Origin of the sequence: Paenibacillus sp. CCS19 (assembly GCF_033239625.1) — a bacterium.
Taxonomy (GTDB): domain Bacteria; phylum Bacillota; class Bacilli; order Paenibacillales; family Paenibacillaceae; genus Paenibacillus_T.
The window spans coordinates 53,143-67,855 of record NZ_BTCK01000025.1 but is presented as its reverse complement, the minus strand read 5'-3'; the positions used below and the strand labels follow the sequence as shown (position 1 = coordinate 67,855).

The 14,713-nt window shown below is 52.8% G+C and carries 12 protein-coding genes; all 12 read right to left on the bottom strand.

Translation table 11 applies throughout. From position 1 onward, the window contains the following. Positions 1 to 102 precede the first annotated feature (102 nt). The 12 genes from SBI19_RS17490 to SBI19_RS17435 all read right to left on the bottom strand — a co-directional run bounded on the left by SBI19_RS17490 (position 103) and on the right by SBI19_RS17435 (position 14,542). A complete protein-coding gene (locus tag SBI19_RS17490; RefSeq protein WP_317970476.1) occupies positions 103 to 1,797 on the bottom strand; it encodes a type 2 periplasmic-binding domain-containing protein in 1,695 nt (564 codons plus the stop codon). An 89-nt stretch (positions 1,798 to 1,886) separates the two neighbouring features. Further along, complete coding sequence (locus tag SBI19_RS17485; protein ID WP_317970474.1) at positions 1,887 to 2,762, bottom strand: carbohydrate ABC transporter permease; 876 nt, start codon at positions 2,760 to 2,762, stop codon at positions 1,887 to 1,889. A 12-nt stretch (positions 2,763 to 2,774) separates the two neighbouring features. Then, positions 2,775 to 3,707: an ABC transporter permease gene (locus SBI19_RS17480; protein WP_317970472.1), complete on the bottom strand. Its 933-nt coding sequence runs from the start codon at positions 3,705 to 3,707 to the stop codon at positions 2,775 to 2,777. 606 nt (positions 3,708 to 4,313) lie between these two features. Continuing rightward, positions 4,314 to 5,927, bottom strand: coding sequence for a response regulator (locus SBI19_RS17475; RefSeq protein ID WP_317970468.1), 1,614 nt, complete (start codon positions 5,925 to 5,927; stop codon positions 4,314 to 4,316). Between the two features lie 2 nt (positions 5,928 to 5,929). Beyond that, positions 5,930 to 7,762, bottom strand: coding sequence for a sensor histidine kinase (locus SBI19_RS17470; RefSeq protein WP_317970466.1), 1,833 nt, complete (start codon positions 7,760 to 7,762; stop codon positions 5,930 to 5,932). Positions 7,763 to 7,902: 140 nt separating this feature from the next. Next, positions 7,903 to 9,450 (bottom strand): stalk domain-containing protein, encoded by a 1,548-nt coding sequence (locus tag SBI19_RS17465; RefSeq protein ID WP_317970464.1) that lies wholly within the window; start codon positions 9,448 to 9,450, stop codon positions 7,903 to 7,905. A gap of 49 nt (positions 9,451 to 9,499) precedes the next feature. Next, on the bottom strand, positions 9,500 to 11,005 hold the full coding sequence (locus tag SBI19_RS17460) for a copper amine oxidase N-terminal domain-containing protein (RefSeq protein ID WP_317970462.1): 1,506 nt from the start codon (positions 11,003 to 11,005) through the stop codon (positions 9,500 to 9,502). A gap of 188 nt (positions 11,006 to 11,193) precedes the next feature. Next, positions 11,194 to 11,817, bottom strand: coding sequence for a cyclase family protein (locus tag SBI19_RS17455; protein WP_317970459.1), 624 nt, complete (start codon positions 11,815 to 11,817; stop codon positions 11,194 to 11,196). A 16-nt stretch (positions 11,818 to 11,833) separates the two neighbouring features. Next, positions 11,834 to 12,178 (bottom strand): EamA family transporter, encoded by a 345-nt coding sequence (locus SBI19_RS17450; protein WP_317970457.1) that lies wholly within the window; start codon positions 12,176 to 12,178, stop codon positions 11,834 to 11,836. Continuing rightward, positions 12,175 to 12,525: a DUF2304 domain-containing protein gene (locus SBI19_RS17445; protein WP_317970455.1), complete on the bottom strand. Its 351-nt coding sequence runs from the start codon at positions 12,523 to 12,525 to the stop codon at positions 12,175 to 12,177. Before SBI19_RS17445 ends, SBI19_RS17450 begins: the two co-directional genes overlap by 4 nt. Beyond that, on the bottom strand, positions 12,522 to 13,232 hold the full coding sequence (locus tag SBI19_RS17440; RefSeq protein ID WP_317970453.1) for a glycosyltransferase family 2 protein: 711 nt from the start codon (positions 13,230 to 13,232) through the stop codon (positions 12,522 to 12,524). Before SBI19_RS17440 ends, SBI19_RS17445 begins: the two co-directional genes overlap by 4 nt. Beyond that, the gene (locus SBI19_RS17435) at positions 13,232 to 14,542 is read right to left on the bottom strand and encodes a glycosyltransferase family 39 protein (RefSeq protein WP_317970451.1); all 1,311 of its coding nucleotides are present in this window, start codon (positions 14,540 to 14,542) and stop codon (positions 13,232 to 13,234) included. Before SBI19_RS17435 ends, SBI19_RS17440 begins: the two co-directional genes overlap by 1 nt. Positions 14,543 to 14,713: the final 171 nt, after the last annotated feature.

Below are 14,713 nucleotides of genomic sequence, written 5' to 3'. Positions count from 1 at the left end.
AACGTGCATCCATCAATCGTACAACGCCCCTCCACAGCGCGCAAAACTCACAATGCAAAAAAAGCCGCGAGCGCTATGCTCACGGCTTCCTTACAAATCGAATTACTTAACGCCCTTCTTCTCGAGGTCGGCAAGGTGACGTTGGTACATCACTTTCTCTACCTTCTCGGCGCCAACTTGATCCATTTGCGCGACGAATTCGTTGTAGATGCTGTCGAATTCCGCATCGTCCTTGGACAGGACGAGCTTAGGAATCGTTTTGTTCCACAGATCTTTCACCTTCGCGTTGATTACGCCCTCTGGGGACGAGCCGTCCGGCTCCAGGTTATCCATGCCGAGCGAATACTTGTCGTAGTTGTATTTCTCGAGCAGCTTCGCAGCCGCGAATTGCTCTGGTTGGTCCGCTTGGAAGTCGCGCGCTGCCGCTGCATCCCACAGCTTGCCCGAACGCCACATGAGCGTCGAAGCTTGGAAGCCATACTTCGCATACCAGCCGCTGTTGTCCTTCAACATCATCTCGCGAATTTCCGGCTTGAACGTCGGGATGCCGTCCACCAGGTCGTACGTCTCGCCTTCTTTGCCATAACGGAAGTCCATCTGCCCTTCATCCGACCAAGCGTACTCTGCCCAACGAATGATGCGCTCTGGATTCTTCGCTTCCTTCGTGATGAAGAAGCCCTGCCAGCCCATCAGACGGGAGGCCGGATAACGCGGATCTTGTCCGTTCGCCTTCAGACCGCCGATGACTTGGTATTTCTTATCTGCGCCAAGCGTGCTCTCAATCTTCGGATTGAAATCCGCATAGATGTTGTTCATGAAGTTCGAAGCGACCGCGTATTGCGCGCCGTACAGCTTCTCTTGGTATTGCTCTTGCTTGTAGATGAGCAATTGTGGATCGAACAGGCCATTGCGGCTCAGCTCGCTCATGTAACGGAATGCATCGATGAAACCTTTGTTGCGCATCGGGTATAGAAGAATTTGTTGATCGTCTTTCACTTGCTCTTCAAGCAGATGAGGCGAGAAGGAATTGATCAGGAAGTCCATCGACAAGCTGCCTTCGAAGCCGTTCTTCGCGACGTCGAAGAACTCAACGCCAACCGGATTCACGTCCGGGAATTTCTCTTTCGCTGCCTTCAGCGCACTCATCAGATCGTCCGTCGATTCGATCGTCGGGGAACCGATAGCCTTGTAGATGTCGGAGCGAATGAACCAAGGACGGATTGGCGTAATCGGAACGCCGCTCGTCAGACGGTCAGCCGTCTCATAGTTGTTCGGCAGATACCAGAGCTTGCCGTCGATCGAGTGGTATTTCACCATGTCCGGATCGAGCATTTTCTTCAGTTCAGGTGCGTATTTGTCCATCAGCTCGTCCATGGAATACACCATGCCGTTGTTGATGAGCTTCGTTACAGCCGGGTTGTTCCAGTCGAGCATGATCGTATCCGGCAGGTCGCCCGAAGCGATCATCGTATTAAGATAATCTTCATCATTGCCTGTTGCAAGCTTGCGGTCGATCTTAACGCCTGTCTTCTCCGTTGCAAGCTTCATTGCATATTGGTCCTTCCACATGTAGCTGGTTGCCCAGTTCCCGTAGAAATATTGCGAGAATGTGAATGGGGACGTATCGATCTTCCACGATGGACCTTCGGCCGTCTGCGTCTGCGCAGTATCAGTCGAAGTGCCCGTATCGCTCGTCTTGTTGTCTGCTTTGTTCGAATCATCGTTCGAACCGCAGCCAGCCAAGAGCGTAAGCGAGAGTGCTGCCGTAGCCAGTACCTTCAAGCCAGTCGCTTTCATTAAAAGACCTCCTAATGAATGGTATTATCTGTTGCATGTATCTACTTTAAACGGCTGCTCGCCGCAAAAGCCTTGATTGGCCTCAAGCTTTAACCCTTAACCGAACCGATCATAACGCCTTGGACAAAATACTTCTGCACGAACGGATAAACGAATACGATCGGCAGCGTCGTAATGACCATCGTTGCCAACTTCAGCGATTGCGCCGTTACGGAGCCGAAGCCGAGGCTGCTCGCAATGATGCTGACGTTGCTGTTGGAGCTGATGATCTGCATCAGAATTTGCTGCAGCGTCTGAAGATCCTCGTTGCCGAACAACATCGCGTCGTACCAGGCATTCCAGTGAGCGACCGCATTGTACAAGGCGATCGTCGCCAGCACCGGCTTCGAGACAGGCAGCACGAGCTGGAAGAAGATTCGCAGATCGTTGGCGCCGTCGATCTTCGCCGATTCCTCCATCTCCTTCGGCAGTCCGCGGAAGAACGTCAGCATCAGAATCGCATTGAATACGCTGAACAGGTTCGGAATGATGTAGACGAGAAAATGTCCCTTCATGTGCAAATATTTGGCAACCACGAGGTAGTACGGGATGATGCCTCCGCTGAAGTACATCGTGACGATGGCAAGCATCAAGAAGAATCGACGGCCGAGCAACTCCGGCTTCGATACGCCGTAAGCGAATGCGCCGGTGAACAATACCGCCGTAGCGGTACCGATCAGCGTACGGGCAACCGTAACGCCGAATGCATGGATGATGTTGTCGTCGCGGAACACCATTTTGTAGTTCTCGATCGAGAACTCGCGAGGCCAGAAATTGATGCCGCCCCGCGCTGCGTCCGTCGGATCATTGAACGAAGTAATGACGATATTGTAGAACGGATACAACGTCACGAGCGCTAAGCCTAGCAAGAGCAAGACGTTGACCCAGTCGAAGCTTCTTCCCGCCCAGCTTTTTGAAGCAATCATAGAGCAGCCTCCTTAGAACAGACTTTCTTTCGTAATTTTGCGTGATGAGTAGTTCGCAGCGTACATAAGAACGAAGGCTACTACGGATTGGAACAATCCGATGGCCGTTGCATAAGAGAATCGTCCGGACACTAGACCTGTTTTGTACGAGTAGACCGATAATACGTTGGCCGCATCCTGCGTCATGGAATTCTGCATCAGATACAGCTGATCGAAGTTCGAGTTGATCAGGCCGCCGACCGATAGGATCAGAAGAATGACAATCGTCGGCTTCAGCGCCGGCAGCGTAATGTGCCATATACGTCTGAATCGATTCGCTCCATCCACGGTAGCCGCTTCATACAACTGCGGGTCGACGCCTGCTATCGCTGCGAGATAGATGATCGAGTTCCAGCCGATGCTCTTCCAGATCTCCGTGAACACCACCAGCGTCAGGAATGATTTCTCGCTGCCCATCAGCATCGTATCGCTGCCAATGAGGTTCAGTTGAACGAGCAGCTTGCTCACAACGCCTGTCTCTGGATCGAGCAGCGTGTACATGAGGCCGACGACGAGCACCCATGATACGAAGTGCGGCAAGTACGACAGCGATTGCACGATGCGCTTGAACCTTTTGAACATGAGCTCATTAAGCATCAGCGCCAAGAGGATCGGTGCCGGGAAACCGAATACGAGCTTCGCGATACTAATGACGAACGTATTGGTGAGCGATTCGCGGAACGTCGGGTCGCCCAACAACTCGCGGAAATTGTCGAACCCGATCCAAGGGCTATCGATAACACCTCGGAACGGCGTATATTCCTGGAATGCGATAATAATGCCGTACATCGGAATATAGTTGAACACGATAATCCACAACACGGCAGGCAATGTCAGAAGCATCAAATATCGCTGGGTCCAAAACTTGCGTCCTAGACTGTTGCGCTTGGCAGGCACACTGCTCATGACCAACCTTCCTTTCTTTCTATAAGCGGTTAGAATTGTTTGTAAGCTAATTATATAAAGCGCCTTCACGACTCGATATGCAAAAAAACAACGCGGCTCTCAAAATCCAACGATGTTTGAAAGCGCTGTCTTGTCTCATCCACCATCGAGGGGTTATCGGTAACAATTAGCGGACAAAAATAGACGTGCCTGGTCGGCACGTCACGGCGTGGAGCTCCAAACGGGATGTATGGTCATGTGTGTTCTTCGTGTGCTTAACTAGTTCTTCAGTGTGCTCTTGGATCGCGTTGCGATAACGGCAGTAGTAGTAAACCTTCAATTATACAGGCATCGTTCATATAAATCCGCGATACATGATAATACCTGCAATAGTACATCAATTTCAGCGGATAAAATGGATCTTGCAATAAATCCAGCACTATTCCTGCACCTTTGCAGCAATCTTCGTTTTAGCGGTCTTGGACCCAGGCGAAACCTTCACTTTCGCAGGAATCGGAAGTACCGGTTGCAGTACTCCGCGCCATATATGACCCTCGGCCTAGCACGTGCATTGGCAGCCTGGTGTGATCGATAACTCCAATACGTCAGATCGACAGCTATTCAGCGTTACCGCCGCTGCGCCAGCTCTTGGTATTCGCTCGGCGTCATGCCGTAGGCATTCTTGAACAATGTACCGAAATAGGAAGTGTTCGGGATACCCACCTGCTCGGCGATCGAAGCGACCTTCTGCTTCGTCGTACGCAGCAGCCCCTCGGCCTTGTTCAAGCGATATTCTTGCAAGTAATCACTTAGTGAACGGCCCATCGATTTCTTGAACATCATGCCCAGATGATTGGGCGAGACGAATACCTCCTGCGCCGCCATCGTCAAATTCAGCTCGGCCGAGCCATAACCTCGCTCGATCAGCGCAATGACCTTCCCTATGATATAGTCGTCCTTGTTCGTCCGTTTCTCGCGAAGTCGTTCGATCACGCCACGGATGGTTTCTTCTACATCGGCATACAGCTCAGACAATGGCCGGATGGCTAACAGCTCCTGCAGCTTCTGAGCCTTGTGCTCGGCCAACTGCTCATCCAGCTGCGACAGCTCATTCAGCACGCTGTCTAGCAGCGAGCCCGCATACACATGACCAGCGCCAGGACGCGTGCGGAACAGCCGGAACAACTCGCGAAGCGCCTCTTCAGCCTTCGCGTCCTCCAATGCGGCAGCATGCAGACGAATGGCCCTCACATGTTCCTGCCCTGTACGCAGGAATGCATCCCGCTCCTCAGCGAAGGCTGTTCGCGCGATTTCCGCTTCCCAGAAGCCGATGACCCCGATGCCGGCGTCTGCGAATAAGCCGAACTGCAGCGCACTAACCGCCTGTTTGCAAACCGCACCCAGACCGCTCCAATCGGCGGCAGTGTCTGCGATGCCAAGGATGAGCCGCGAGCTTCCAGCTTCCTCCTCCATGCGAAGCAGAAGAGCTGCGAGCACGCGCTCCGCCAAATCCCGATGCGACTGTGCTTGTTCTTCGCCTGTTTGCAGCGGCAGCAATACCGCCGCCGCATTCGTACCCGCCATCTCCGCATTAAGCGGCAGCACAAGCACGGACCGCTCGACAGCCTGCTCTATCCATTGTTCGAGCACCGCTGCATCTCGCGTCATCGAGTTCGGCAGTCGAATCGCACACAATGCGTACGTCTCACTAGCTAAACCTTCCGTTCGATTTATCCGCTGCTGCGCCTCGCCTTGAAGCGCCCCGTTCCCGCTCAGCACTTCCGCGATCATCTCTCTTAGGACAGCCCGCTCCCCAACCTGCAGCCGCAGCTGCAACTGCTCTTCCTCCGCTCGCTTCAGACGCTCCTCTTCGCAGCTCTGCACCACTCTCGTTATCGTGCCGAGCATCTCCTCTTCCTCCACAGGCTTAAGCACATAATCAACGGCTCCGAAACGAAGCGCCTCGCGTGCAAAATTGAAATCGTCATAGCCTGTGAGCACGACGATCCGAACGGCCGGCAGCCTTTCTTTAATCCGATTCGCCATCTCGATTCCGTTCATGCCAGGCATCTGGATATCGGTAATGACAATGTCCGGCTCCCATTGGATCGCCTTCTCGAATCCGTCGATGCCGTCTACCGCCGTATCAATCTCATGAATGCCCATGCTGCTCCAATCGAGAAAATCGACAAGACCCTCGCGCTCCCATCGTTCATCTTCTACAATGAGCATTTTGTACATGGTCACACGCCTCCCTTCCTTGCTGCAAATGAGATTGTCACAACCGTTCCAATACCCGGTCTGCTGTAGATGTCAAAGCTGTGCTGTTCGCCATAATACGTCCTCAGCCGCTCCTTAATATTGCGGACGGCGTAGCCGCTGCCGCTCGTTCGCTCGACGCGGCCCTCCAGCACATCCTGTGCCGTGCTCATCCGCATGCCGACGCCGTCATCGATGACGCTGAGGCGGATTCTATCGTCCGCAAGCCCGCCCCGGATAATAATCGTTCCGTGCGAACGCTTCGGCTCAATACCGTGATTCAACGCATTCTCGACGATCGGCTGCAAAATATTTTTGACCGTCGCATATTCATAGATCGCTTCGTCCAAGTCGAATAGAACGTCAAAGCGGTCCTCAAACCGGAACTTCTGAATTTGCAAATACGCCTTCACCATATCGATCTCGCGCACCACGAGCGTCTCGGAGCTGCCCTGATTCAGGACAAGCCGATAGAACTTCGCAAGCGAATCCGAAATACGGGTCACATCCGGCACCTTCGCCTTGCGCGCCACCCAAGATATCGTCGCCAGCGTGTTATACAAGAAGTGCGGATTGATTTGCGATTCCAGCGCCTTCAATTCCGCTTCCCGCTCCAGCAGCTCCGACTTGTACACCGTCTCGACGAGCTCGTGCAGCCGTCCCGTCATCATATTGAAGCTGAACGCCATCTGCGAGAATTCATCATTGCCCTCGACAGGGAGCGAGACGTCAAGTGAACCTTCTCTCACCTGCTTCATCGCCCGATGAAGCGACTTCATCCGCGACAGCAGCTTGGTCGTCACATAATACACGAGCAAGCACAGCAGGATGAGAGCAGCCAGCAGCACGATCAGCATCCAGCCGATCGAATGCTTCACCTCGCCATTAAAGTGAGTGACGGGAAAAATACCGACAACACGAAGTCCCGGTCCTTCTAGCGGGATCGAGATGACGATGGACGATACGTCGTTTACTTTCTCTACCTTGTTCACCCGCTCATTCAGCGGAAGCGACGCAATGTCCAGCCCATTAATCGGCTTCTTATAGAGGTTAGACATATTGCTCGATACGACGATACCGTCCGAATCAACGACGAATACGCTTCCGAAACTGCCGGAGATCGAATCCTTCATCGATCGGAACAGCTCGTCCTGCGTTACTTCGATCTCTACAAGTCCGGCTACATCGTTGTTGCGGATCGAATAGATTTTGCGATTATAAGAAAACACATCCTCCAGCTTCCCGACTCCCAGTCGTTTCGTCAACATATTCTCCTCATGCAGATCACGCCATTCGGTCTTCGACTTTCGATCGATCAAGAAGTCATTATACTCCTTCAGATCCCGAATGCGAGCCATGTTGAAGAAGCCATTGTGCGGCTCGTAGAGCTCAGGAATCGTTGCATTGTCCATGTAAACGTGGACGGAATAAATATATGGATTCTGCCGCATGATGTTATCAACAACGGGGGCAATATTATAACGGTAGTCTTCCAACTGAAAGCTCTCGTTAATGAACGCGCTGCCGAGAAACGTCTGAATACGAGAATCGAACGCGATGATTTGCGAGACGTTCTCGATCATGTTCATTTTCTCGGATACGCTGTTCTTCGTCTGCAGCAGGTTCTGTTCCATGACGGTCTGAGCCTGTGCGATCGCCGACTTCGACGCCTGAACATATAGAATCCAGCCGGTAACGCCCAGCGATACGAGCAGGATCGACATGTAGATCGTAATGAACTTCTTCCTGACGCTCCAATTCTGATAGAAACGACGGTACGCGGCGATGATGTTCGCCCTCCTCAACCCCGACTGCAATGCTGCGTTTCCTATTCTATCACGAGCAGTCAAGCGTTTGAAACCGCTATCATACGACTCTTTCCTATGAAAAAAACTCCAGTTCCGCTTCCTGAAAGGAAACGGAGGACTGGAGGGGAGAGGGGATCTAATCGAACCGTTTAAGATGAAGGAAGCGTAAGCGCAGTGATGTTAGCTTTCCCGTCGGTAACCGTGACTTTCTCGTTGATCGTTCGGCGGGTGCCGGTGCTGTCATACACGACAACTGTGTATTCCCCATCCTGCAATCGCAACGAGTACGTACCCGTCGAGCTGGTTCGGCAACTGGCCGAAGCCGATCCCCAATAATCTAATCCTATCCTTGGGGTCCCTGCCTTCCAGAAAGCAAGATAGGTGTCTGAAACCGTCGAGCCATCTGATCCTTTGACCTGTCCTGTGACTGCTAGTCTCGGCAGCTCTTCGACATACTCTGCTTCCGCTGCTTTGCCATTGCGAATGACAAAGGTTCGGTCTGCCCGATAGGACATACCTTCTAAAGGCAAGGAATACGACCAAGCATACTCACCATCCGGAAGGCTTACTTCCAATTCCGGGCCTTCCGATGGAGCGACCGACAGATCGCCAGACAGTGAGACATCGCTCAGCGTACTCTCGACAGGCGAAATTCTTTGAATGAAGAAAGATACGCCACCTCTGAACACTCCCGGTGCAATAACGCGCAGCTTAACCGTCGAGAGGCGGATGACAGCCTTTAATGTAATTGGCGCTTTCGAAGGATCGACTGCAAAGGCGCCGTAAATGCCGGCTACTCCTTTCTTCGCACCTTCAGCCTTGAAGGACGTTACTCGCAGCACTGTTTTCTCGGAGACCGAATACTGCACTTGACCGTTCTTGATCTGATAGGGCGAGCTGTTCACTCCGGCGGCAATATCGATGGAGCCGCTGTTCACCGGCTTTCCGTCTTCGTACACCACTTGTATCGTCACATTGGCCTCAGGCTGCACATACCGTCTGAACCTATGGTCCGACAGCTTCAACTTAAACGATGTTGTGTCAACGATGTCTTCCCAGATCGGGTAATTATTCTCGTATCCGCTTAGTTTCACGAGCGAATAATCAACGCCGACCGTCAATTCCGCCCGATAAAATCCATCCTTCACGTTTTCCACCAAACACAAATAATTATAATTGCCTGTGCAAAACGATATTAGGCCGTCCTTGACCGGCTCGCCATTCCGATCCTCGGCGTATCCGAATACAGCAGCCGGCCCGCGTGTCCTCAAGATGCTGACCTTGGCGTCTTTCCCCGCTGCTTCAGTAACCTGGAAGCCAAACAGATACTTGATGATCTGGCTTGGCATATACCACTTGCCAGCCTGCTTCTCCGGCGCAGCCGGCAGCACGATGCGTTCGCCGTTCACCTTCGCCTCGACGGAGCCTGTCGTTAACTCGATCGTTAACCCGCTTATTCGAATGGCCGCCTTCTCGCCTGCGAACTTCACTGACCCTTTGCCTTGAATAACGGACTGGATCGGCACCATCCATTGACCTTGCTCTGTATAGGCCTTGTCCTTCGATAACGCCTTATCCATGTACAGCTTCACCCAATCGAGCCCGCCAGCCTCCTCTGCGCGGACGACGCTCCCAGCTGTCGCTGACGATAACAACGCCAGCGCTACTAGCAGGACATAAACACGAGTTAATCTCATCAATTCTGTTCACCCAGCCTTCATAAGGGTACCTCGGGATGCCAGGATGTTAGGTCAAATATACGATTAAATCCGTTGGCTTCGCCTTGCCATTCGACACGACCACCATCTCTTCAAGCTCACGGGTAAAGCCGAAACTATCATAATAAGTAACCGAATAGGAGCCATCCAACAAACGAGCAGAGAATTGTCCGTTCGCGTTCACCTTGCAGGTAGCCGCAGGCAAGCTGCCGTTGGCGGGTACGAATGAGAGGTAACCATTCGCAAGCGAAGTGCCATCATTGGCAATCACTTTGCCTGTGACGACGTTGTCCGGCAACAGGTAGGACAATACAGGCTCTTCAGCGACTCCGTCACGTACGCGAATCTTCTGATGCACCCCGTAGACTTCGTTGAAATTATAGAGGTCAACCTCGATCCATTCGTATTCCCCGTCCGGCAAATACATCGCATCTTCTCCGTTATGGATCAGATGCTGATAAATCTGTGTCGTTGCGTTCATTGCATCTACAATCGTTACGGCTCCGCTGTTGATCGTGCTTCCCGAGCTGTTAATCTTCAAACGGACATTCGGCTTATGAACAACGACCTTCTTCGTGTCGTGCGCATTAGCAGGGTCGACATTGAATTTCTCGTATACGTCCCACTTCCCATTCGCGGCGCCATTGATTTCGATCGTATCCATGAAAAGTTCTTCCTGCTGCTTCACGGAATACAATGCGATGCCCTCTACGATCTGTACATATCCCATCGAGTATCTGCCCATGACCAACATCTGACCGCTCTTCACAGGTGTGCCGTCCTCGTATTGCACCTGGAGCGTCAAGTTCGGCTGCGACTGTGCAATATACAAATATCGGCGATCCCCTTTCTTAAGCTCCAGACTCTCGCCGCTTACATCGTCCTGCCAGATGGACTCGCCCAAGCTGTGAATGCTCTTCTGTTCATATTTGCCCGCAGGCAGACTGATTCGATAGAAGCCGTTCGTAATCGGTGCCGTAACCATGCCGGAATCGTAGTAGAAATCCACGACACCCTTCTTCACGGGCTTACCATATTTGTCGACCACATAGCCATACACCGTCGCATTGCTGCTCGTCGTCTTGATCTCGACCGATTTCTTGCTTGCATTATAGACAGCGTCCAATCCGAACAAATTCCCAAGCAGCGCGAATGGGAGATTGAGACCGCTGCCCTTCTTCAGCGGAGCGGCCGGCAGCACGATCGTCTTATCGTTGATCGATGCTTGCTTCAAGCCTGCCGTCAGAACGATGACTGTCGTGCCGAGCGTCACCTTCACGCCTCTCGTTGTCGTCTCCAGCTTCGCCCCGAGCGCCTTCGCTACAGGCGCCAGCGGAACCATCGTTCTCCCTTCAAGCACATAAGCTTTCTCGGCTGCCGCTTTCCCATCGATGACCAGCTTCAGATCCGTTTGCACAGCTTGTCCAGAAGCAGCTTCCGCAACTGCCGCCTCGCTCATTGCGCCTACCAGCAGCGCCAGAATCAGCATAACCGCCGCCGCTGCCCGATTCGTTCGACTACGCATCGTTATCATCTCGATCGACCCCTATATTCATTTGTAATCATTATCCATTTTATGTTTGGATCTAGTAGAGTTCAATTAAATTTTGAATAAAACCTAGCGTAATGGAAAAAAGCGCTGCTGGGCAGCGCTTCCTAGCGTGTTCGTTATTCGTAAATCTTGCAGCTATTTCAACCTTCTCTATGATTCGATATCCGGTTCTACTCTCTCACTCTCGCCACGATGCGAGCGATCGACGAATCCGCCTGAATGCGCAGCGGCAGCGCGATGATCTCGAACGAGCCCGCGTCCAGCAGCTGATCGACGTTGTTCAAGTTCTCCGCGATCAGAATCTCGTGGCTGAACAGCAGCTTATGGACCGCATGCGGCGCTTTGTCCGGCGACGGCATGTCCATGCACACCATCGGAACCCGCTTCTTCACCAACAGTTCGCCGAACGCCAACGTCAGCACCGGATATTCGGTAAAATAGTCCGGCTGCCCGAACGACTTGCCCCAGCCCGTATGGAGGACGACGATCTGCCCTTCCTGAATCTGAGTTTCGTATTGTTCCTTATAATCAATCGCGTCTTGTCCGGATACATCGAGAAGACAGGCGTCACCGATGAAGCGCTCAATCGGAATCTCATGCAGATGCTTCTGAATATCGAGCAGATGCATGGGGCCGTCGATATGCGTTCCCGCGTGCATATTGATTGTCAGCTGATGGTTGTTAAACTCATCCACTGCATAGAAGCGGCTCTGCTCCAACACCGTCTCGGAATCGCCTGGGAATGGCGGCAATCCGTTATGTATCAAATGCGTTAAGTCTATGATTCTACTCAATGGCACAGTCTCCTCTCTACTTTGCTATTAAGTATACGCCGAACAGTATAATAACGCAGCCAGCAATCTTCGTCGCTGACAGCGTCTCATCGAATATGAACCAGGCTGCGAGCAGGCCCAGTACATAGGCCATGCTCTGCATTGGATAGGCGACGCTGAGCGGAAGCCGCGTCAGTACGGCGAACCAGAGCAGCGTCGCAATGCCGTACAGCACCAGCCCCGACCAGATTGGGAGCGATTGCGCGATGCGGAGCCAGTGCAGACCGTCTGTGCGCTGCAGTCCGATTTTGAACAAAATCTGTCCCGCCACCAGCAGCAACACATTGCCGAATAGCAGCAAGCAGCTAATCGTCTTGCTCACAGTGTACCACCCTCGCCTTCCCGATGCTTGCCCTTCATGATCGCGAGCTCTTGCGTGAGCCTCAGCACTTGACCCGTCAGCTTCGAGATGACGAGCGTCAGGTGAAGAATGAACGCGAAGCAGAACAGCAGTCCGAAGAGGAACAGCAGCGCAGGCGCATATTTGACATCAAGCCACTCGGCTGTCCGCTCTAGGAAGCGCACGTTGAACGACACGACCAGCAGCAGCACGCCGAACAAGATCCACAGCAGCGAATACTGCTCCTTCAGCCGCTGGCGGCGTACGAGTTCCAACACAGCGACAAGGAATAACACCGAGAACGCAATTGAAACAATGTAAATGCTCATCCGCTCGTCTTCACCCCGCGAACCCGCACACGAGATGCGCTCATCAACACGGACAGCGTCACCTTCAGCATGTAATAAACCGACTTGAGCGGCGTAATGGACGAGCGTCCCGCCTCGCGGCTGCGCATCTGCGCCGGCACCTCTGTCAGGCGACAGCCTCTGCGCTTCAAATAAACAATCGATTCTACTTCCGGGTAATCAGACGGATAGTAGCTGGCATAAAGCGCAATCACCTTCCGATTCGCAGCGCGGAAGCCGCTTGTCGTATCGGTGAACCGCTGGCCGGTCACGATGCTGACGAGCCGCGAGAAGAAGAGAATGCCGACGCGCCGTGTTGCCGATGAACGATAAGCCGTCAGCTCCACATAACGCGAACCGATGACAAGATCGCTCATCTCGACAGCCGCCAGCAGTCTCGGCAAATCTTCCGCGCGGTGCTGACCGTCCGCATCCATCTGGACCGCAACATCGTAGTCATTCTGATACGCATACAGATATCCTGTCTGCATGCCGCCGCCGATTCCGACATTGAACGGCATAGTGATGACCTCGGCGCCTGCCGCCCGAGCGATGTCTTCGGTGCGATCCTTCGAGCCATCGTTCACGACGACGATATCGACCGAAGGCGCATGCTCGCGAATATCGCCAATGACTTGCGCGATGCTTCCTTCTTCATTGTAGGCCGGGATAATAATGAGCGTTCTCATTAAAGCGTCTCCCCCTTATGCAGCGAATGCTGCTTGCCGTTGGCAGCGTTCCGATTGCGAAGACGTTCGCTTACGAAAGTGTAGATCCGTTCGATCAGGAAAGCTGCGAACAAGGTGAACAGCACCATGTTCGGATACCCGTAACGGGAGAAAGCGACGAACGGCAGATAGATCGCGGTAAAATAAACGAGTGTCAGCAGCACCGGCAGCTGACGGACAATAGGACGGCGGATGAGCGCCCATACTAGACCAGCAAGGCTGACATAAACGAGCGCGTGCTGAATCCATTTCATCGCATCGCGGCCGATCGGCCAGACCGGACGCCAGTAGTAAGGATTCAAGTAGAGCTCTGCCATTTTGCCAAGGGTGAACCAATAGGTGTATTTCAACGGTTGATGCGTGAAACCATAACGGATGATGTCGAGCCCCTTATGTATCGCGGTGCTGTCGGAGCCTTGGAATACCGTCTTAGGCGTATATTCAGGGTAAGCCTCGAAGAAGCCTGCAGGCGGCAAGGCGCCGCGAATGCGCGTGCCGAGCAGGAAAGGGCTGCCCGCCGAGTTCGTAAACAGGACAAAACGGTCGAACGTGATCATATTGCGAATCCACCAAGGCAGCAGGAGCACGACGTACGCCCCTGCCATGATCGCGCCGAATTGCAGCATTTGCTTGAAGGTATATTGGCGCTTGAGCCATAGCAGCAGGAAAATCCCCGGATACAACGATGCATGCGGCTTGAAATAAGCTGCGGCCGCAACGAGCACCCCGACAGCAGCATACATTCCCCATCGCTTGCGTTCAACGGCAGCAATCGTGGCGCAGATGAGCAGCAATAAGATGGTCTTGAACGTTGTTTCTGTCAGAATCTCGCCAGACGAGAAGTAGTCCGGCCAGTAGAGCGCGCTAATGATGCATGCAATAATAGCGGCGCGTTGGTTGAACATGTAGCGGACGATGAAGAAGACCAGATAGATCGATCCTGCTTGCTGCAAGCATTGAAATAGGCGGAATGCGATCATGCCGCCGTCGTGGCCGAACAGCCACATGAAGCCGGACAGAATAAGCACGATGCCAGGCATGATGAACAGGGTCGGATCGGTGCCGCTGTTATAAGCTAGCGTGCCTTGCTCCAACAAAATTTGTGCACTGCGGACGTACTTCACATCGTCGTTATTCGGCTTCTGCAAATCTCCAAGTAAAAAATAATTACCGTAAGCAAGTACGATAGCGACCGAGATAAGCAGCACAGCGATTGCGACGCCATGGAGTGTCCGCCTTACTGCTACCGGCGTGTCGGACAACGTAAACATCAATAACTCACTCCCTAGCGTTCTCTTCATTGTTATCTTTTCCCAAACAAAGCGTTGGCACACGCGATAATAACAGCGTCAACAACGTCCCTACATGGTACCAAAATTAGACGAATTATACATGGGATTTGTTGCTTGATTTGGTGTGTAGATTTCATGAAGCGCAAGAGA